A 17782-nucleotide genomic window follows, 5' to 3' on the forward strand; every position below is an offset into this window, starting at 1 on the left:
GGGGCAGGCCCTGAGACCCGCCGTCCGAGAACGGCCGGCTCCCGGGCCCGCCCGGGGGAACGGGCCTCACGGCGTTCTGCCCGGCACGTCGGACGTCTCGCGCTGACGCGGCAGGAAGGGCGTCTCCTCGTCCTGGTGCAGCATCACCTTGCGGACGGGGACCGCGATGTCGATGCCCTCGGCGCGGTAGCGGGCGTGCAGCCGCTTGATGAGCTCGTGCTTGATCCGGTACTGCTCGCCGTACTCCGTCGTCCGCAGGATCACGGAGAACCCGACGCGCGAGTCACCGAAGGTGTGGAAGCGCACGAGGGGCTGGTACGTCGGCACGCCGCCCTCCACCTCCGTCATCACGCTCTCCGCGGTCTCGATCGTGACCTTCTCGACCCGCGCCAGATCGCTGCCCAGACCGACGCCGGCCTGGATGATCACGGACATCTCCTCGGCGGGCCGGTGGTAGTTGGTCATGATCGTCCCGGCGAGCTTGTCGTTGGGGATGATCACGATGTTGTCCGACTGGGTGCGGATCACCGTGTTGCGCCAGTTGATGTCGGTGACGTAGCCCTCCTCGCCGCTGCTCAGCTTGATGTAGTGGCCGACCTGGACGGTCTTGGAGGCGAGGATGTGCACCCCGGCGAAGAGGTTGGCGAGGGTGTCCTGCAGCGCGAGGGCCACCGCCAGACCGCCCACGCCCAGGGCGGTGAGCAGCGGGGCGATGGAGATGCCGAGGGTCTCCAGCAGGATCAGCACGCCGATGGCGAGGATGGTGATCCGGGTGATGTTCACCAGGATGGTCGCCGAGCCGATGCCGGCCGAACGGGACCCGACGAGTTCGCCGACGATCCGGGCCACGGCGACGGTGATCGCGAGGATCAGCACGGCGACGACGACCTGCTGGGTGCTCTGCCGTACGACGGCCTTCAGGGGCAGCACCTCGGCGGCGATCGACACCCCGCCCGCGAGGGCGCTCCACGGGATGATGGTGCGCAGCGCGGCGACGATCAGGTCGTCGCCGCTCCAGGCGGTGCGGCGGGCGCCCTTGCCCAGCCAGCCCAGCAGCATCCGGAGCAGGAATCCGGCCACCAGGCCGCCCAGGACGGCCGATCCGGCGAGGATGATGTCGTGCAGTGTGAGAGCCCGGTTCAACGTGCCATCCGTCTCGAGTCGAAATTCAGTGCACGCGTCGGGGACATGAACGAGCCCGGCGCGGTGGGCCATCCTGCCTCATCCACGCCGGGCGGTCATCGGGGAGGTACGTCATCCGGCCGTTTCGTACGGTGTTGACCGGCCCCTGGCGTCAACCGGGCACCTTCCGCACCCGTTTGTCCGGGGGACCTCCCCTCCGGGGAAAGGGTTACTTGCCGCCGCCCGCCTCGAACAGCAGGTACAGGAAGGCGGCGAGGAGATGGCCGACGAGCAGATAGACGGTGAGCCGGATGACGAGGCCGCGGGGGAACCGCTCCTCGCGGGTGTTGGCGGGTTCGCGCTTCAAGGTCGTGCCTTTCCGTGGGCCGGTCTGCCGCCGAGGCACAGCTCGGAGGCGCCGCTCTGCAACAGGGTGTGGACGAACAGCAGTTCCGTGCCCGCGGTGGAGTCCGCCGCGAGCCGGTGCGGGGTGAGGGAGTCGTAGTGGGCGGCGTCGCCCGGGTCGAGGATCTCCTCGCTGTCCCCGAGGGCGAGCCGCAGCCGCCCGTTCAGGACGTAGATCCACTCCTCGCCGGGGTGGATGCGGACCAGGTCGCCCTGTGTCCCCCACGGCACCTCGACGCGCAGCGCCTGCATGGCCCGGCCGCCGGCCGCGCCGGCCGGGGTATAGCGCCAGCCCTGGGCCTCGGTGGTCTCCTGGCTGCCGGCCCGGACGACGGACTCGGGGGCGGGCGGGGTCTCGCCCAGCAGGTCCGAGACGGTCGTGCGGTACGCCTCGGCCAGGGCCAGCAGCATCGGCAGGGACGGCTGGCGCTGACCGGTCTCCAGGCGCGACAGATGGGCGGGGGACAATCCCGCGCGCCCGGCGGCCTCCTCGAGCGTCAGGCCTCGCCGCCGGCGCAGGTCACGCAGCCGTGGGGCGACGGCTGCGGAAAGGTCGACGGCGGGGCTCATGAGACCATTCAGCCACGCCCGACACCCCGTTGGCAAATCCCTTGCCTATGAGGCACATCACTCGTCCTGACCAGCCGGCGGAGACCAGTCCGCGATGCCGTCCAGGGCCTTCAGGGCGGCCCGCGGGGCGACGGTACTCGCCGCCCGCGCCGCCGTGTCGCGCAGGGCTGTCGCGACGGGGTTGCGCAGCATGGTGACGCGGCCGGCGCGCCGGGAGCGGCGTACGACCTCGGTGGTGCGCGGCAGCCGGTCGCGGGTGTAGCGCTCCAGGGAAGCGGCGGGGTCACCGGCCGGGCGGACGTGGTGGGCGAGGACGACGGCGTCCTCGATGGCCTGGTTGCCGCCCTGGGCCAGGTGCGGGGTCATGGCGTGCGCGGCGTCGCCGATCAGCGCCGTGCGTCCGTGGTGGAAGGCGGGGAGCGGCTCCTCGAGCCAGCTGATGTCGTTGCGCAGGATCCCCGCGGGCTCCGTGGCGGCGATGAGCCGGGGCACCGGGTCGTGCCAGTCGCCGAAGCGGCGCAGGAGTTCGCTCTTCTCGTCGTCCGGCGCGTGGCCGTGGCGGGGCGCGACGGCGGAGCCGTAGACGTAGACCCGGCCGTCCTTGAGCGGCTGGGAGCCCCACAGCGCGCCGCGCCCCCAGGTCTCGTGCGGCGCGAAGTCGAGCCCGGGGACCTCGACGACGGCGCGCCAGGCGGTGAAGCCGGAGTACGCGGGCCCCGGATGCGCGGGGAAGAGCACCCGGCGCACCCCGGAGTCGATGCCGTCGGCGCCGACCACGAGGTCGGCCTCGTACTCCCGCGTCCCGGCGCGCACCCGGGCGGGGCGCCCGGCGGTCCCGGGGTCGGCGACCTCGGCGGCGACGCCGGTACGCAGGGCGTCCGGCGGCAGTTCGCCGGCCAGCAGCCCGACGAGGGCGGCCCGGTGCAGCAGGACGACGGCCCCGCCGAAGCGCCGCTCGGCGTCCGCCGCGTCCAGCCGCGACAGCCACCGGCCGCGGGGCGTGCGCAGCCCGCCGGCCCCCTGCCAGGCGGCGAGCGCCCGCACCCGGTCGCCGAGCCCGACGGTGTCGAGGCAGCGCTGCGCGTTGGGGGCCAGGGCGATGCCCGCGCCGACCGGCTCGAGGGACGCGGCCTTCTCCAGCACGGTGACCTGCCAGCCGCGCCGCCCGAGCGCGACGGCCGCGGTGAGACCGCCGACTCCGGCGCCGATCACGACGGCGCTCGGTGCGTTCATGATTGCCGACCTCCCTGCCGTTACTACACCTGTAGTGTCCATACTACAGGTGTAGTAACGGCAGCTACAATCCCTCCCATGAGCACCCCCTCGACTCCGACCCGCAGGGACGTGGTCGGCGACGCGGCCCTGCGGCTGCTGGCCGAGCGCGGGATGCGCGGGCTCACGCACCGCGCCGTGGACGAGTCCGCCGGTCTGCCGCCCGGCTCGACGTCGAACGTGGCCCGCACCCGCGCCGCGCTGCTGGAGCTGGCGGTGCTGCGGGCCGCCGAGGGCGACACGGCCGCCATGCCGGCCGGTGTCCCGCCCGACCCGGCGGCCGGGGCGGACGCGCTGGTGGAACCCCTCGCGGGGCTGCTCCACGACTTCCTGACGCACCGCCGCACCCTGCTGCTGGCCCGCTACGAGCTGGCCCTGGAGGCCACCCGGCGCCCGGAGCTGCGCGCCGTCTACGACCGCTCCGGCCGCGCCTTCGCCGACCCCCTCCGCGCCTTCCTCACCGCCGCCGGCTCCCCCGACCCCGAGCGCCACACCCGTTCGCTGATCGCCTGGCTGGACGGGATGCTCTTCAGCAGCACGGCCGGCACGTACGCCTCGCAGCCCCTGGGCCGCGAGGAACTGGCGGCCGATGTACGCGACCTGCTCACGGGGATGCTGAGGCCCTAGCTCACCGCAGCGCCGCCGCGGCCGTCTCCGCCACCGCCTCCGCCACGGCGGCCAGTGCCGGGACGTCGAGCTTCCACTGCTGCCAGTACAGCGGCACCTCCAGCTCCCGCCCCGGCGCCAGCTCCACCAGCGCGCCCCGCCGCAGCAGCGGCCCGGCCTGCTGCTCCGGTACGAGACCCCAGCCGAGCCCCGCGACCACGGCGTCGGTGAAGCCCTCCGACGTCGGCACCTGGTGCCGCAGCGGGCTCGCGTCCGACCGGCCGCCGGTGAACGACCGTACGAAGCGGTCCTGCAGCTCGTCCCGCCGGTCGAAGACGATCACCGGCGCCTCCCCGATCGCCCGCGCGGGCGGCCGGCCGGCGAACCACCGCTCCGTGAAGGCGGGGCTCGCCGCCGGAAGGTAGCGCGCCAGCCCCAGCGGGCGCACGGTGCAGCCGGCGACGGCGTCGGGCGAGGAGGTGACGGCCGCCATCACCTGGCCGGCGCGCAGCAGCACCGCCGTGTGCGACTCGTCCTCCCGGTAGAGCTCGAAGCAGACCGGCGGATCCTGCGGCACCCGGGTCAGCGCCGGCAGGAACCAGGTCGCGAGGGAGTCCGCGTTCACCGCGATGGGCAGCCGGGCGGGCGACGGGCCGCCATCGGCGATGCCGAGCTCCGCCCGGGCGTCGCGTTCGAGCGCGGAGAGCTGCCGGGCGAGCCGGACGACGATCTCCCCGGACTCCGTCGGCCGCACCGGTTTCGTGCGCACCAGCAGCACCCGGCCGGTGCGCTGTTCGAGGGCCTTGACGCGCTGGCTGACGGCGGACGGCGTCACGTGCAGGGCCGCGGCGGCGGCGTCGAAGGTGCCCTCGTCGACGACGGCGAGGAGGGTCCGTACCTGGTCGAGCGGCAACTCGGGCATCACGTTCACTAATGCTACGTAAGAATCATTAGCTTCCCTAATGCGCCGTGGGTTTTCTACTGTCGACGCCATGACCAGCGGCATCCTCCCCACGGCCCTCGCCGGATTCGGCACCGGACTCTCCCTCATCGTCGCCATCGGCGCGCAGAACGCCTTCGTGCTGAGGCAGGGTGTGCGCCGGCAAGCGGTCTTCGCCGTGGTCGGCATCTGCGCCGCGTCCGACGCCGTCCTCATCGCCCTCGGGGTGGCGGGGCTGGGGGCGGTCGTCACCGCCTATCCCGACGCGCTGACGGTGGTCGCGGTCGCGGGGGGCGCGTTCCTGATCGGCTACGGCGTGCTCGCCGCCCGCCGGGCCCTGCGTCCGGCCGACGCCTCGGGGCTGTCGACGGCGGGGCGCACGGCGGGGTCGGTGCGAACGGCGGTGCTCACGTGTCTGGCGATGACGTGGCTCAACCCCCACGTGTACCTGGACACGGTGCTGCTGCTGGGGTCGGTCGCCGCCGACCGGGGTTCGCTGCGCTGGGCGTTCGCGTTCGGCGCGATGGGGGCGAGCGTGCTGTGGTTCACGGGGCTGGGGTACGGCGCCCGGCTGCTGAGCGCCACGCTGGCCCGTCCGGCGGCCTGGCGGGTGCTGGACGGGCTGGTGGCGGCGACGATGCTGGTCATGGGCGCGATGCTGCTGGCCCGCGCGGGGTCGGTGGCGGGCTGATCAGCCCGCGCCCAGCACCTCCGCGAGCCGGTGCCAGCGCGCGGCCTCCTCGCCGCGGCCCTGGCGCTCCAGGGTGCGCGCCAGCATCAGATGGGCGTAGGACTCCACGGGGTTGCGGTCGACGAGCTCGCGGAGCTGCTCCTCCGCCCGGCCGAGCTGCGCCGAGTGGTAGTAGGAGCGCGCCAGGAGCAGCCGCGGGCCGGTGAGCTCGGGGTGGTCGGCGACGATGCCGCCGAGCAGCCGGGCGGCCGTCGTGTAGTCCTTGGCCTCGAAGTACACCGCGGCCCGCCGCCAGACGTCGGCGGTGGTCTCCTCGGCGCCGGGCTCCGCGAACAGGCTCAGGGCGTTCGCCCAGCGCTCGGTGGTGGGCTCGCCGTCGGGCCGCTCGGCGTTGAAGTCGAATACGTCGAAAACGAGGTCACGGGGCACGCTGCACCTCCTGACGGGGCCGCAGGGCGGCCAGCTGCTGTTCGAACGGGACGACGGGGACGTCGTCTGTGGCGGGAACGGGGGCCGGGCGGGCGGACAGCAGCGCGGCCAGCTCCCCGCCGGCCCGCTCGATGCGGGCCGGGAGGGTGTCGGTCAGCGCGTCGCCCGTACCGCCCCAGTCCTCGGCGGCGGCGTAGACGGCGGTCGGCAGCACCACGGCCCGCAGATAGGCGAAGAGCGGGCGCATCGCGTGCTCCAGGACCAGCGAGTGCCGGGCCGTGCCGCCGGTGGCGCCGACGATCACCGGCTTGCCGGCGAGCGCGGTGCTCTCGCCGGCCGAGAGCACGTCGAAGAAGGACTTGAACAGCCCGCTGTACGAGGCGGAGAAGACCGGCGTGACGGCGATGAGGGCGTCCGCGCCGGTGACCGTCTCCACCGCCCGGGCCAGCTCCTTGCCCGGGAAGCCGGTGACCAGGTTGTTGGCGATGGGCACGGCGAGCTCGCGCAGCTCGACCACCTCGACGGTCACCTCGCGGCCGTCCCCGGCCAGCCGGGCGCGGGTGGCCTCGGCCAGCCGGTCGGCGAGCAGCCGGGTCGCGGACGGGGTGGACAGACCGGCCGAGACGACGGCCAGCTTCAGCGCGCTCATTCGGCCACCTCCTGGGTGAGCTGCTCGGCCACACGGGCCTCGTGGGTGGGACCGTCCGGCACCCCGGCCGGGCGGTTCTTCGCGAACTCCGCGCGCAGCACCGGCAGGACCTCCTCGCCGAGGATGTCCAGCTGCTCCAGCACGGTCTTCAGCGGGAGTCCGGCGTGGTCGACGAGGAACAGCTGGCGCTGGTAGTCGCCGAAGGACTCGCGGAAGGCCAGGGTCTTCTCGATGATCTCCTGCGGGCTGCCCACGGACAGCGGCGTCTCGTCCATGAACTCCTCCAGCGACGGACCGCCGCCGTAGACGGGCGCCTTGTCGAAGTACGGGCGGAACTCGCGGATCGCGTCCTGCGAGTTCTTCCGCATGAACAGCTGTCCGCCCAGACCGACCATCGCCTGCTCCTCGGTGCCGTGCCCGTAGTGGGCGTAGCGCTGCCGGTAGAGGCCGATCAGCCGCTGGAAGTGCTCCTTGGGCCAGAAGATGTTGTTCGCGAAGAACCCGTCGCCGTAGTACGCCGCCTGCTCGGCGATCTCCGGCGAGCGGATGGAGCCGTGCCAGACGAACGGCGGCACGCCGTCCAGCGGGCGCGGGGTGGAGGTGAACTCCTGCAGCGGGGTGCGGAAGCGGCCCGCCCAGTTCACCACGTCCTCGCGCCACAGCTTGTGCAGCAGCGCGTAGTTCTCCACCGCGAGCGGGATGCCCTGGCGGATGTCCTGGCCGAACCACGGGTAGACCGGGCCGGTGTTGCCGCGCCCGAGCATCAGGTCGACGCGGCCGTCGGCGAGATGCTGCAGCATCGCGAAGTCCTCGGCGATCTTCACCGGGTCGTTGGTGGTGATCAGCGTGGTGGCCGTGGAGAGGATCAGCCGCTCGGTCCGGGCGGCGATCCAGCCCAGCATGGTGGTGGGCGACGAGGGCACGAAGGGCCGGTTGTGGTGCTCACCGGTCGCGAAGACGTCGAGCCCGATCTCCTCCGCCTTGACGGCCATGGCGGTCATCGCCTTGATCCGCTCGTGCTCGGTCGGAGTCCGCCCCGTCGTGGGGTCCTGCGTGACGTCGCCGATCGTGAAGATCCCGAACTGCACCGTGCTCACCCTCTCGGCTCTTATTGAGAGCTCAACCATTGCATACGGGCGGTTCAACGGGAACGGAGGGACGGCTATTCCCCGGGACTCCCGCGGTGCGGCCGTGACGGAACGTAAACAATGTTAGCCCTACGTGACCGTCATGGGGGCGGAGCAGCGAAATCCCCGAATGACACCTGATCGGCCTACGTCTCGGGCCGCCCCGCACGCGGGCCCTTTATCCCGGTGTTACGACGGAGTGGAAGGTCTGGGCATTTCGGCCCGGGTCCGGAACAGCAGGGAGCACACCGTGTTCGTGGAACTAGCGCTCTCGGTCGACTTCGGCCAGGGCTTCACCGACGCCATATCGGCCGTCATCTCGTTCATACCCAAGCTGCTGGGCTTCCTCGCGGTCCTGGTCATCGGCTGGTTCGTCGTCAAGATCGTCGTCAAGGCCGTGGACAAGCTGCTGCGCAAGATGGGCCTCGAAAGACTGACCGAACGGGCGGGGATCAACCGGTGGCTGTCGGGGTCGAAGTACGACGGCACCGGCATCCTGATGAAGGTCGTCTACTACGCGCTGATGCTGGTCGTGCTGCAGCTGGCGCTCGGTGTCTTCGGGCCGAACCCGGTCAGCGACATGATCTCGGCCGTCGTGGCCTGGATCCCGCGCGCACTGGTCGCCTGCGTCATCCTCGTGGTGGCCTTCGCCATCGCCAAGGCGGTGCGTGACATCATCGGCAGCGCCCTGAACCAGATGTCGTACGGCAAGACCGTCGCGACCGTCGTCTGGGCCTTCATCGCCATGCTCGGTGTCATCGCGGCCCTCGGCCAGGCGGGCATCGCCACCGCGATCACCGGTCCGCTGCTCATCGCCGTGCTGGCGACTGTGGCCGGTGTCCTGATCGTCGGCGTCGGCGGCGGCATGGTCACCCCGATGCGCTCGCGCTGGGAGCGGTGGCTGAACACCGCCGAGCGGGAGACGACGAACGCCCGCAGCAGCGTCTCGGCGTACCAGGCGGGCCGGGCGGACGCCGCGGCCGGTCAGCCGGCCCCGGGCACCTACGCGGGGCCGATGGACGACGAGGGCAGCACCGGTATGCGCTGAGGCGGCCGGTCAGCGGCCGAGCAGGTCGTACTCACGGACGAGCCAGCACACGGCGGTCAGCCGGAGCGTGGCGTAGTCGTGGCCGACGGGCTCACGCCAGTCGTTCTCGGTGAGGACGTCCGTGAAGCCGAGTACGTAATCGGTCAGATCCTCGCGGCGCGGCGCGTGCCGTCTCGCGGGATCGGGCTCCGGGCGGCGGGGCGCGGGCACCAGTGCATCGCGCACCGCCGCCGCGTGCTGGTCGACGGCGGCGACCAGCCCCGGCTCGAACGCGAACTCGGACAGACGCGGCATGAACTGCGCCGTGACCTTGGTCAGGGGGCAGTCCACGGGTCCGTGGTCGGGAGCTTGGTTCACCAGAAGAGAGTAACCGCCCATTCCGGACGTTCCGCTGTGAAACGCGCCACCCCGACATCCCGCCCTCCCCGGCCGCGGCCAACGGCGGGGAGGGCGCGGGGTGTTCGGCGGTCAGCCCTCGGCCCACTCCCCCGCCGGGACCTCGCGCAGCGCCGCCGGGAGCGGGTCGCGGTGCAGGACGCCCAGGCGCTGGGTGGCGCGGGTCAGCGCCACGTACAGGTCGCTGGCGCCGAACCGGGCCGGCTCGACGACCAGCACCACGTCGAACTCCAGGCCCTTGGCCTGCCGGGGGTCCAGCAGGACGACCGGCAGGGTGAGGTCCGGCTCACCGCCCTCCCGTACGCCCTCCAGCCGGCGCGCGAGGGGCGCGTGCAGCTCGCGCGGGGCGATCACCGCGACACGGCCCTCCGCCGGGCGCTCCTCGGCCACGGCCCGCGCGACGGCCGCGGGCAGGTCGTCCGCGGCGCGCAGCCAGGGCCGTACACCCGTCGCGCGGATCGACTTCGGCGGCTCGAAGCCCGGGTCCCCGGCGCGCGGGACCGCCGCGGCCACGTCCATGATCTCGGCGGGGGTGCGGTAGTTCACGGCGAGGCGGGTGTGCTCCCAGCGGTCCTGGACGTACGGCTCGAGGATCTTCGCCCAGGAGCCGACGGCGCCCTCCTGCGAGGTCTGCGCGGGGTCGCCGACCAGGGTGAGGGAGCGAGTGGGGCAGCGGCGCATCAGCAGCCGCCACGCCATCGGCGACAGCTCCTGCGCCTCGTCCACGATGATGTGGCCGAACGCCCAGGTCCGGTCGGCCGCCGCCCGCTCGGCGGCGCTGCGGTGGTCGTCCTCCTCCTGGCGCTCGGCCATCCGCTCGGCGTCCATGATGTCGTGCGCGGAGAGCACCTCGGAGGCGTCGTCGTCGAGCTCCTCCTTGTCCTCGAACTCGTAGGTCCGGGAGGCGTACGACACGTCCAGCACGCCCTGCGCGAAGGCGATCCGCTGCTGCCGGTCGGCCTCGGCGGCGGCCCGCTCGGCGCGGTCGTCCTCGCCCAGCAGCTCGGCGGCCTCGTCCAGCAGCGGTACGTCCGCCGGGGTCCAGGCCCCGGCGGTGCGGCGGATCGCGGCGGCGTCCCCGTCGGGCAGATGGGCCGGGTCGGCGAGGAAGTCCGTGATCAGGCGCTGGGGGGTGAGGACCGGCCAGAGCTGGTCGATCGCCGCCCAGACCCCGGGGTTCTCGCCGAGTTCGTCGCGGATCTGGGTGATGTCGCTGGGGTCGAGGAGGTTGGAGCCGTCGTACGGGTCGGTGCCGATGCGTTCGGCGACCATGTCGGTGAGCGTGTTGAGGAGGTGTCCCTCGAAGTGCTCGCGGGCCACGTTGTGCGGCAGGCCCAGGGCGCGGGTCCGGTCGCGGGCCACGCGGGCGAGGCCCGCGTCGAGGAGGAGCAGGTCCCGGTCGTGCTCGATCGCGATCACCGGGTCGGGCAGGGACTGGCGGTCGGCGACGGCCTTCGCCAGCACGTCCGCCAGGTCGGCGCGCCCCTTCACCGCGGCGGCCCGCGGGGTGTCGGTGCCGGTGGCCCGGATACCGGGGTAGAGCTCGCCCTGGGTGGCCAGCAGGACGCCGGTCTCGCCGAGCGCGGGGAGCACCTCGCCGATGTAGCCGAGGAACGCCGGGTTGGGTCCGACGATCAGCACGGCGCGCTTGGCGAGGAGCTCGCGGTGCTCGTACAGCAGATACGCGGCCCGGTGCAGCGCGACGGCGGTCTTGCCGGTGCCGGGGCCGCCCTCGACGACCAGGACGCCCCGGTGGGGGGCGCGGATGATGCGGTCCTGCTCGGCCTGGATGGTCTGCACGATGTCGCCCATGCGTCCGGTACGGGCGGAGTTCAGCGCGGCGAGGAGGACGGCGTCGCCGCTCGGGTCCTCGTACCCGGTGCGCTCGGTGTCGTCGAGGTCGAGGATCTCGTCGTGCAGCGCGGTGACCTCGCGGCCCTCGGTGGTGAGGTGCCGGCGGCGGCGCAGCCCCATGGGCGTGTGCCCGGTGGCCAGATAGAAGGGGCGGGCGACGGGGGCGCGCCAGTCGACGAGGAGGGGGGTCAGCTCGGGGTCGTCGGCGCGGATGCCGATCCGGCCGATGTGGTGGTGTCCGCCCGCGGTGAGGTCGATGCGCCCGAAGCACAGGGAGCCGTCGACGGCGTCCAGCGCGGCGAGCAGCCCCGACCGCTCCGCGACGGCCACGTCCCGCTCGAGGAGTGCCTGACGCCCCCGGCCCACCGGGGCCAGCGCTCCGGCCAGGGATTCCGCGGCCCGGCCGCGCAGGACGTCGACCCGTGCGTAGAGCCGGTCGATGAATTCCTGCTCATTCCGCAATTCCTGGTTTGACAATTCCACTCCCACCCAGATATACTGTGTTCAGTGATTCGGTGCAGGTATTTTTTACTGCCGAAGTCACGAAGAATTCACGATACGCAAAGAAATCCCCCGGCGCAATTGCGCCGGGGGATTTCCGCTGTTTCGCGGGCGGGTCAGTCCACGGGGGCGGCCCACACCGACGCGCGGCGGACGACCGGGCCCACGGCCAGCGCCGCGCCCAGGAACAGCGCGCCGAGCACCAGCCAGCCCCCCGTGCCCCAGCCGATGAGCAGGGTCGTCATCACCAGCGGGCCCAGCATCCGGGCGATCTGCGGGCCCATCCCGAAGAACCCCTGATACTGGCCCTGCTTCCCGTCCGGCGCCAGCCCGAAGCCGATCTCCCAGGCGCCGGAGCCGTGGGTCATCTCGCCGAACACCTGGACGACGGCCGCCACCAGCAGCACGCCGACCGCCGCGACGGCGCCGAGGGAGGCGCCCGTGACCGCGTACACCAGGCAGGCGGCGGCCATCAGCAGCCCGGCCCGGGCGGTGGCGCGGACGGCCGTGGGCAGCGAGGTGACCGGGCGGGCCACCCGGACCTGGAAGAGCACGACGCAGAGCATGTTGACCACGAGCACCCCGGCGGCCGTCGCGGCGGGCGCGTCCGTACGCTCCACGATCCACAGCGGCAGACCCAGGCTGAGCAGCGGCATGTTCAGGTAGAGCACCGCGTTCAGCAGGGTCAGCAGCGCGTACGGCCGGTCACGCAGCACCGCCAGCCGCGGCTCGCCCGCGGCGGCGACGGGTGCCGGCGGCACCTCGGGAGCCTCGCGCAGGACATACGCGGCGGTGAGGAACGCGGCGGCGTCCAGGACGAAGACCGCCAGATACGCGGGCTCGCTGTCCAGGGCGAGCGCGACTCCGCCCAGGCCCGCGCCGAGGGCGAGCCCGCCGTTGAGGGTGGACTGCAGCTGCGCCCGGATCCGGGTGCGCTCGGCCGGCTCCACCAGCCCGGCGAGCAGCGCCTGGCGGGCCGACGTCAGACCGCCCTGGCAGCACGCGTAGGCGCAGAACACCAGCAGGAACGCCGGGAACGGACGGACCACGACGAAGGCCAGCAGCGTGGCCGCCGTGCACACCGCCAGCAGCCGCGCCGTGCGCCGCGGACCCCAGCGGTCGGCGAGATGCCCCAGCGGTACGCCGGCCAGCATGCCCACGCACCAGCCGAGGGTGAGGGCCAGACCGACGCGGGTGGCGGACAGGCCGGCGATCCGGGTGAAGAACAGCGCGGAGGTGGCGTAGAAGGCGCCGTCGCCGAGGGAGTTGGCGAGCTGGGCCCGCGCGAGGACGCGGGGCGGGCCGGGCGGGGGCAGGATCCGGGACAACGCCGACTCCTCGTGGCTGCGGGCGGGATGACGCCGTCAGCCAATCAGGGGAACCGGCCCCCGCCACAGGGCCACTTACGGGCGGAACAGCTGGGCCACTTGTCAGCGTGCCGCCTTCAGTTCGGCGTACAGCTCCGGACCCGTCCACTGACGCGGCGACCGCTCCGCCTCGTGGACCAGCTCGACGAGGCGGGCGTTCGCCGGGGCGCGCAGGCCGTGGGCGGCGGCCAGGGAGACGATCTCGCCCTGCAGGGTGTCGATCTCCGTGGCGCGTCCGCGCTGCAGGTCCTCCCACATCGACGAGCGCGCGTGCGCGTCGACGCGCAGGGTGGCCGCGGCGACCCGGCGGAAGATCGCGTCCGGCAGGCCCAGCACGTACGGCGTGACGCCGGGCCGGGTCGGTCCCAGCTGGGCGGGGCGGATGCCCGCGGCGCGGTACGCGGCGAGCGCCTCGCGCTGGCACAGGGCGAGGCAGCGCCGGTACGCGCGCTGTCCGAGCTGGTCGCGCAGGGGGATGCCGGAGAGGGCGTTGACGGCGTTGTTGAGGTTCATCAGCAGCTTGGCGTGCTGGACCTCGGCCATGTCGGTCCGCGGCACGATCGCCAGCCCCGCGGCGCGGAAGGCCGTCACCAGGGCTTCGTCGGGCTCGGTCATCAGCTTGCCCGCCGTGCCCTGGTGCACGGTGCCGGGCTCGGACTGCAGCACGTTGTACGGGACCATCCCGGCGAGCACCGTGTGCCCGGGGAGGGCGGCGCGCAGGGTGGCGGCGTTGTGCAGGCCGTTCTGGAAGCTCACGACGACGGCGCCGGGCGCGAGATGGCCGGCGAGGTCCTTCGCGGCGGCCTCGGTGTCATGGGTCTTGACGGTGACCAGCACGTAGTCGGCGCCCGCCACCCCCTCGGGGCCCGTGGCGAGGCGGAGGTCCCCGGGCTCGATCCGGCGGGGCGGGCGGACGGAGCTGCTGAGGGTGAGGCCCTTTTCGCGCAGGACGTCCATCGCCGCGGGGCGGCCGACGAGCGTCACCTCGTACCCGGCAGCGGCGAGGTGCCCGCCGAGGTAGCAGCCGATGCTGCCGGCGCCGAGGACGGCGAAACGGGACTGAGACACGGTGACTCCTCGCGCCGGCGGGGACGGGGGCTGGGCCGGCAGGGTCCAGCATGACCGGCCCCGGTCCGGGTGACCAGGGCCGTCGTCCCGCCGGCTGTTCGGTCAGACCGTGTCGGCGCCGTAGTGGACGCCGATCCGGTCGCGGACGGTGTCCAGGGTCGTCAGGACGTCCAGGGTGGACTGCCAGGGCACCAGGGGGGATTCGAGCAGGCCCGCGCGCAGACAGCGGCCGGCTTCCTCGATCTCGTGGACGTAGCCCAGTCCCTCGAACGGGACGTCGATCCGCTCCGGCTCGGCGTCCCCGCGGTGGAGGGTCAGACCGTCGGGGCGGTAGAAGCCGCCCGCCGCGAAGGGGGTGCCGAGGGTGATCGTGCCCTCGGTGCCGCCGATCACCGCGACACACGGGCTGAGGGACTCGATGCTGCAGGTCAGCGCGGCGACGGCACCGTTCTCGTGGCCGAGGAGGATCCCGGTGGTGGCGTCCACGCCCTCGGGGGTGAGGGAGGCGTTCGCCTGCACGGTATCGGGGGCGCCGAGGAACAGGTGGGCCAGCGAGACCGGGTACACGCCGAGGTCGAGCAGCGCGCCGCCGCCCTGGCGCGGGTCACGCAGCCGGTGACCGGGGTGCAGGGGGCCGGCGGCGAAACCGAAGTCCGCCTGCACCTGGCGGACGTCGCCGATGGCGCCGTCCTTCACGAGTTCCAGCGCGCGGCGGACGGCCGGGTTGGTGAACATCCACATGGCCTCCATCAGGAAGCGCCCGCCGTCCCTCGCCCGGTCCACCAGATCGCGGGCCTGACCGGCGTTGAGGGTGAGCGGCTTCTCGCACAGCACGGCCTTCCCGGCGGCCAGACACGCCGCGGTGGCCTCGTGGTGGGCGCTGTGCGGGGTCGCCACGTACACGATGTCCACCCCGGGATCGGCCGCCAGCTCCGCCCAGCTGCCGTGGGCCCGCGCGATCCCGTGCCGCCCGGCGAACCCCGCCGCGCCCTCCTCGGTCCGCGAGCCGACGGCCACGGCCTCGGCACCGTCGGTCCGCGCCAGGTCGCGGGCGAACTGGTCGGCTATCCAACCGGTGGCGAGGATGCCCCATCTGATCGTTTCGCTCATGCGGTGAATCTACGTCGGCGGCGGGGCGGGGGCCAACGAGGGTCACGGGGATCGCGTCGGACCGGGCTGGAGGGCCTTGACGGACAGGCTCGCCCGTTCGAACTCGAAGTCGACGTGGATGACCTGCGCCCGGATCGCCCGGCCGATGGGCGCCACGTCGTCGAGGGAGTCCCAGTGTTCCCAGGACATCTCGGGGACCCGCAGGAATCCCGCGTTTGCGCCCAGCGGATGGTCCAGGTCCACGTGTACGCCGACATCGTCCAGACCCGTCGCCACCACGCCCGTGACGATGTCGCCCCGTTCGAGCGTACGGAGGTACGCCCGGCGTTCGTCCGCCCTGGTGGCGTCGGTGCGCCAGCGGGCGCGCAGGACGCCGTCCGCGTCGGGGAGGGTCGCGGCGAGCATCGGCGTGCGCTCCTCGGCCACCAGGGGGACGACGGCGGCGGGGCCGGGGATCATGGGGTAGCGGTCGCGGTCGTCGAGCATCCACTCCTCGGCGAGGCGGATCCCCTCGCACCGGCCCCGGCGTACCCACACCAGCTGCTGCGGCTCCGGGTGACGCCTCATCGCCGCACGCAGCTCCTCACGGTCCTCCGTGAGGCCCGGCCAGAGCGCCAGCCGGGCGCGCGGCCCCAGGCGGGCGCGTACCTCCGTCACGTCGGTGGGGGTGGCGAGGGGGTGCCAGCGGCGGCCGTTGCGGACGTACTCCTCCTCCAGCAGGAGGGGTCCCCGGCGGGCGACGAGATCCGCCGTCTCCGTCCAGAACGCCTCGTCGGCGGGGCGCTGTTCGGGCACGGTGTCGAGGGCGGGGTCGTACGGCGAGCGGTCGACCCGTACGGGGAACAGGCCCAGCTCCCGGGCACGGGCCTCGTCCCGCTCGGTCCCGGTGACGTACACGTCGTACCGGTCGCCGACATGCACAAGGAAGCCCTCCGCCCGCAGCCGGCACCAGGGGCCGAGGCGCCGCAGCATGACGCGCAGGAAGGTGAGGCCGGTGGCGAGGGGGACGCGGGCACCGTCGTGGAAGCCGTGCAGGTCCGCCGGGAGGTGCGGGCGCCAGGGTTCGCTCGTGTACCCGAAGAAGCCGTCCAGCATCGGGTTGTCGACGGTGACCTCCGTGACGCCCGCCCGCTCCGCGATGCCGCCCACCAGCGCGGCGCACGCCTCCACCGTCTCCTCACGGGCAAACGTGGTGCCGTGCCCCGTCCCGACGCGCAAGATCACGTCCGCAGCCTACGGCTCGAGCCGCCCCGGAGGATAGGGTCGCCCGCATGGCGATGCGTGAGGCCGTGGTGGCCGTACTCCGACGGGACGGGCGGGTGTTGGTGATCCAGCGCGGCGCCGGGACGCACAACGGCGGTTACTGGGCGCCGCTCAGCGGGAAGATCGAGCCCGGCGAGGGGCAGGCGGAGGCCCTCGTCCGTGAGGTCCGCGAGGAGGTGGGGCTGGAGGTCACCCCGGGGCGGAAGGTGTGGGAGTGCCCCACGGACGACGGGCGGTTCGTCCTGCACTGGTGGACCGCGTCGATCGTCTCGGGCGAGGTGGTCCCGGACCCGGTGGAGGTCAGCGACGTCCGCTGGGTGACCGCGCGGGAGTTCGCCGAGCTCCACCCCACGTTCCGGGGAGACCATCCGTTCTTCGAGACCGTGCTGCCCACCCTCTAGGCGTCAGACGGGCGATACCTTGGGCATATCGCCCTCCATCGTGGCCAGATCGATCACCGCGAACGACGCGCCCTGCGGATCGCTCACCGTCGCGAAGCGGCCGAAGGGCGAGGTCATCGGCCCGAAGTGCACCGTGCCACCGGCCCCGGTCACCTTCCCCACCGCCTCGTCGCAGTCGTCGACGGCGAAGTACACGTTGATGTACGGCGGCACTTCCGCCGGCACATCCTCCGTCATCCTGAAGCGCCCCAGCGCCGGCTCCTTCGCGCCCGGGAGGGACCACAGATGGAAGTCGATCTTGTCGTCCTCCATCCGCTGCACCTTGTAGTCGAACACGGCGGGGAAGAAGGCGTCCGCCTTGGCCGCCTCACGCGTGGTGACCTCCGCCCAGGCGAAGGAGCCCGGTTCGTTCTGCTTCTCGAATCCCGGGTGGGTGCCGGGCTGCCAGACGCCGAACTGCACACCGCTCGGCTCCTTGGCGATGAGCATGCTGCCGAACTCACCGACCTGCATCGGCTCCATGTCCGTCGTCCCGCCGGCCGTGCGGATCCGCTCGGTGGTCGCCTTGATGTCGGCGGACGAGAAGTACAGCGTCCAGGACGGCGGTACGCCTTCCATGCCCGGCATCTGCGGTACGACGGCCGCGACGCGCTTGCCGTCGGAGAGGGCCTGGGTGTAGCCGCCGTACTGGGGGTCGCCGCCCTCGAAGGTCCAGCCGAAGAGGTCGCCGTAGAACCGTTTGGCGCCGTCGAGGTCCGGGAACATCGCGTCGGCCCAGATGGGGGTGCCGTCGGGGGTGGGGGCCATGGGATTCCACTTCCTCGCGATCTGGGGGGATGCGCGCGGCAGCTCGGGCACACGCGGCAAATGTCCGTTTTCACCGTAGCGCGACCTCCCCGCCCGCGCCCGGCCGAACGTGTGACGACCCCCTCCCCCGGCCCCTGTCCGTGCCCCCTGTCATGA

Annotated in this window: 19 protein-coding genes; 4 read left to right on the forward strand and 15 right to left on the reverse strand. The window is 73.0% G+C overall.

Annotated features, from left to right (window positions below; genetic code table 11):
* Positions 1-66: 66 nt before the first annotated feature.
* The 4 genes from SRB5_RS02490 to SRB5_RS02500 all read right to left on the reverse strand — a co-directional run bounded on the left by SRB5_RS02490 (position 67) and on the right by SRB5_RS02500 (position 3330).
* Complete coding sequence (locus SRB5_RS02490) at positions 67-1143, reverse strand: mechanosensitive ion channel family protein (protein ID WP_153449680.1); 1077 nt, start codon at positions 1141-1143, stop codon at positions 67-69.
* A 208-nt stretch (positions 1144-1351) separates the two neighbouring features.
* Positions 1352-1489 carry a DUF6126 family protein gene (locus tag SRB5_RS35795; protein WP_194292809.1) on the reverse strand — a complete coding sequence of 46 codons (138 nt, stop codon included), beginning with the start codon at positions 1487-1489 and terminating at the stop codon, positions 1352-1354.
* Positions 1486-2097, reverse strand: coding sequence for a helix-turn-helix domain-containing protein (locus tag SRB5_RS02495; protein ID WP_153449681.1), 612 nt, complete (start codon positions 2095-2097; stop codon positions 1486-1488). The genes SRB5_RS35795 and SRB5_RS02495 overlap by 4 nt, the downstream gene beginning before the upstream one ends.
* Before the next feature lie 57 nt (positions 2098-2154).
* Positions 2155-3330: an FAD-dependent monooxygenase gene (locus tag SRB5_RS02500; RefSeq protein WP_153449682.1), complete on the reverse strand. Its 1176-nt coding sequence runs from the start codon at positions 3328-3330 to the stop codon at positions 2155-2157.
* 78 nt (positions 3331-3408) lie between these two features.
* Here SRB5_RS02500 and SRB5_RS02505 point away from each other — a divergent pair, with 78 nt between their 5' ends.
* Positions 3409-3996 carry a TetR/AcrR family transcriptional regulator gene (locus tag SRB5_RS02505; RefSeq protein WP_153449683.1) on the forward strand — a complete coding sequence of 196 codons (588 nt, stop codon included), beginning with the start codon at positions 3409-3411 and terminating at the stop codon, positions 3994-3996.
* Between the two features lies 1 nt (position 3997).
* Here SRB5_RS02505 and SRB5_RS02510 read toward each other — a convergent pair whose 3' ends face one another.
* Complete coding sequence (locus tag SRB5_RS02510) at positions 3998-4897, reverse strand: LysR family transcriptional regulator ArgP (protein ID WP_153449910.1); 900 nt, start codon at positions 4895-4897, stop codon at positions 3998-4000.
* A 70-nt stretch (positions 4898-4967) separates the two neighbouring features.
* On the opposite strand from SRB5_RS02510, the gene SRB5_RS02515 reads away from it, so the two are divergent.
* On the forward strand, positions 4968-5606 hold the full coding sequence (locus tag SRB5_RS02515; RefSeq protein WP_153449684.1) for a LysE/ArgO family amino acid transporter: 639 nt from the start codon (positions 4968-4970) through the stop codon (positions 5604-5606).
* Here SRB5_RS02515 and SRB5_RS02520 read toward each other — a convergent pair whose 3' ends face one another.
* The 3 genes from SRB5_RS02520 to SRB5_RS02530 form a co-directional block, all read right to left on the reverse strand.
* Positions 5607-5948, reverse strand: coding sequence for a tetratricopeptide repeat protein (locus SRB5_RS02520; RefSeq protein ID WP_153449911.1), 342 nt, complete (start codon positions 5946-5948; stop codon positions 5607-5609).
* Positions 5949-6024: 76 nt separating this feature from the next.
* Positions 6025-6684 carry an FMN reductase gene (locus tag SRB5_RS02525; RefSeq protein WP_153449685.1) on the reverse strand — a complete coding sequence of 220 codons (660 nt, stop codon included), beginning with the start codon at positions 6682-6684 and terminating at the stop codon, positions 6025-6027.
* The gene (locus SRB5_RS02530) at positions 6681-7772 is read right to left on the reverse strand and encodes an LLM class flavin-dependent oxidoreductase (RefSeq protein ID WP_323376960.1); all 1092 of its coding nucleotides are present in this window, start codon (positions 7770-7772) and stop codon (positions 6681-6683) included. The genes SRB5_RS02525 and SRB5_RS02530 overlap by 4 nt, the downstream gene beginning before the upstream one ends.
* A 289-nt stretch (positions 7773-8061) precedes the next feature.
* On the opposite strand from SRB5_RS02530, the gene SRB5_RS02535 reads away from it, so the two are divergent.
* On the forward strand, positions 8062-8859 hold the full coding sequence (locus SRB5_RS02535) for a mechanosensitive ion channel family protein (protein ID WP_323376864.1): 798 nt from the start codon (positions 8062-8064) through the stop codon (positions 8857-8859).
* A gap of 9 nt (positions 8860-8868) precedes the next feature.
* Here the strand turns inward: SRB5_RS02535 and SRB5_RS02540 are convergent, their stop codons facing one another.
* The 6 genes from SRB5_RS02540 to SRB5_RS02565 form a co-directional block, all read right to left on the reverse strand.
* Positions 8869-9153: a DUF6401 family natural product biosynthesis protein gene (locus SRB5_RS02540; protein ID WP_228389753.1), complete on the reverse strand. Its 285-nt coding sequence runs from the start codon at positions 9151-9153 to the stop codon at positions 8869-8871.
* A 174-nt stretch (positions 9154-9327) separates the two neighbouring features.
* On the reverse strand, positions 9328-11571 hold the full coding sequence (locus SRB5_RS02545; RefSeq protein ID WP_194292810.1) for a HelD family protein: 2244 nt from the start codon (positions 11569-11571) through the stop codon (positions 9328-9330).
* Between the two features lie 155 nt (positions 11572-11726).
* Entirely contained in the window at positions 11727-12938 is a 1212-nt protein-coding gene (locus SRB5_RS02550) for an MFS transporter (RefSeq protein ID WP_153449689.1), read from the reverse strand.
* A 102-nt stretch (positions 12939-13040) separates the two neighbouring features.
* A complete protein-coding gene (locus SRB5_RS02555; protein ID WP_323376866.1) occupies positions 13041-14045 on the reverse strand; it encodes a 2-dehydropantoate 2-reductase in 1005 nt (334 codons plus the stop codon).
* Between the two features lie 102 nt (positions 14046-14147).
* On the reverse strand, positions 14148-15155 hold the full coding sequence (locus tag SRB5_RS02560; RefSeq protein WP_153449691.1) for a Gfo/Idh/MocA family protein: 1008 nt from the start codon (positions 15153-15155) through the stop codon (positions 14148-14150).
* A 42-nt stretch (positions 15156-15197) separates the two neighbouring features.
* Positions 15198-16379, reverse strand: coding sequence for a S1 RNA-binding domain-containing protein (locus tag SRB5_RS02565; RefSeq protein ID WP_153449692.1), 1182 nt, complete (start codon positions 16377-16379; stop codon positions 15198-15200).
* 47 nt (positions 16380-16426) lie between these two features.
* On the opposite strand from SRB5_RS02565, the gene SRB5_RS02570 reads away from it, so the two are divergent.
* Positions 16427-16819: an NUDIX domain-containing protein gene (locus tag SRB5_RS02570; protein WP_153449693.1), complete on the forward strand. Its 393-nt coding sequence runs from the start codon at positions 16427-16429 to the stop codon at positions 16817-16819.
* A gap of 3 nt (positions 16820-16822) precedes the next feature.
* On the opposite strand, the gene SRB5_RS02575 is transcribed toward SRB5_RS02570, so the two are convergent.
* On the reverse strand, positions 16823-17626 hold the full coding sequence (locus tag SRB5_RS02575) for a VOC family protein (RefSeq protein ID WP_153449694.1): 804 nt from the start codon (positions 17624-17626) through the stop codon (positions 16823-16825).
* Between the last annotated feature and the right edge of the window lie 156 nt (positions 17627-17782).

It is taken from the genome of Streptomyces smaragdinus (assembly GCF_009604385.1).
In the GTDB taxonomy this organism is placed as follows: Bacteria; Actinomycetota; Actinomycetes; order Streptomycetales; family Streptomycetaceae; genus Streptomyces; species Streptomyces smaragdinus.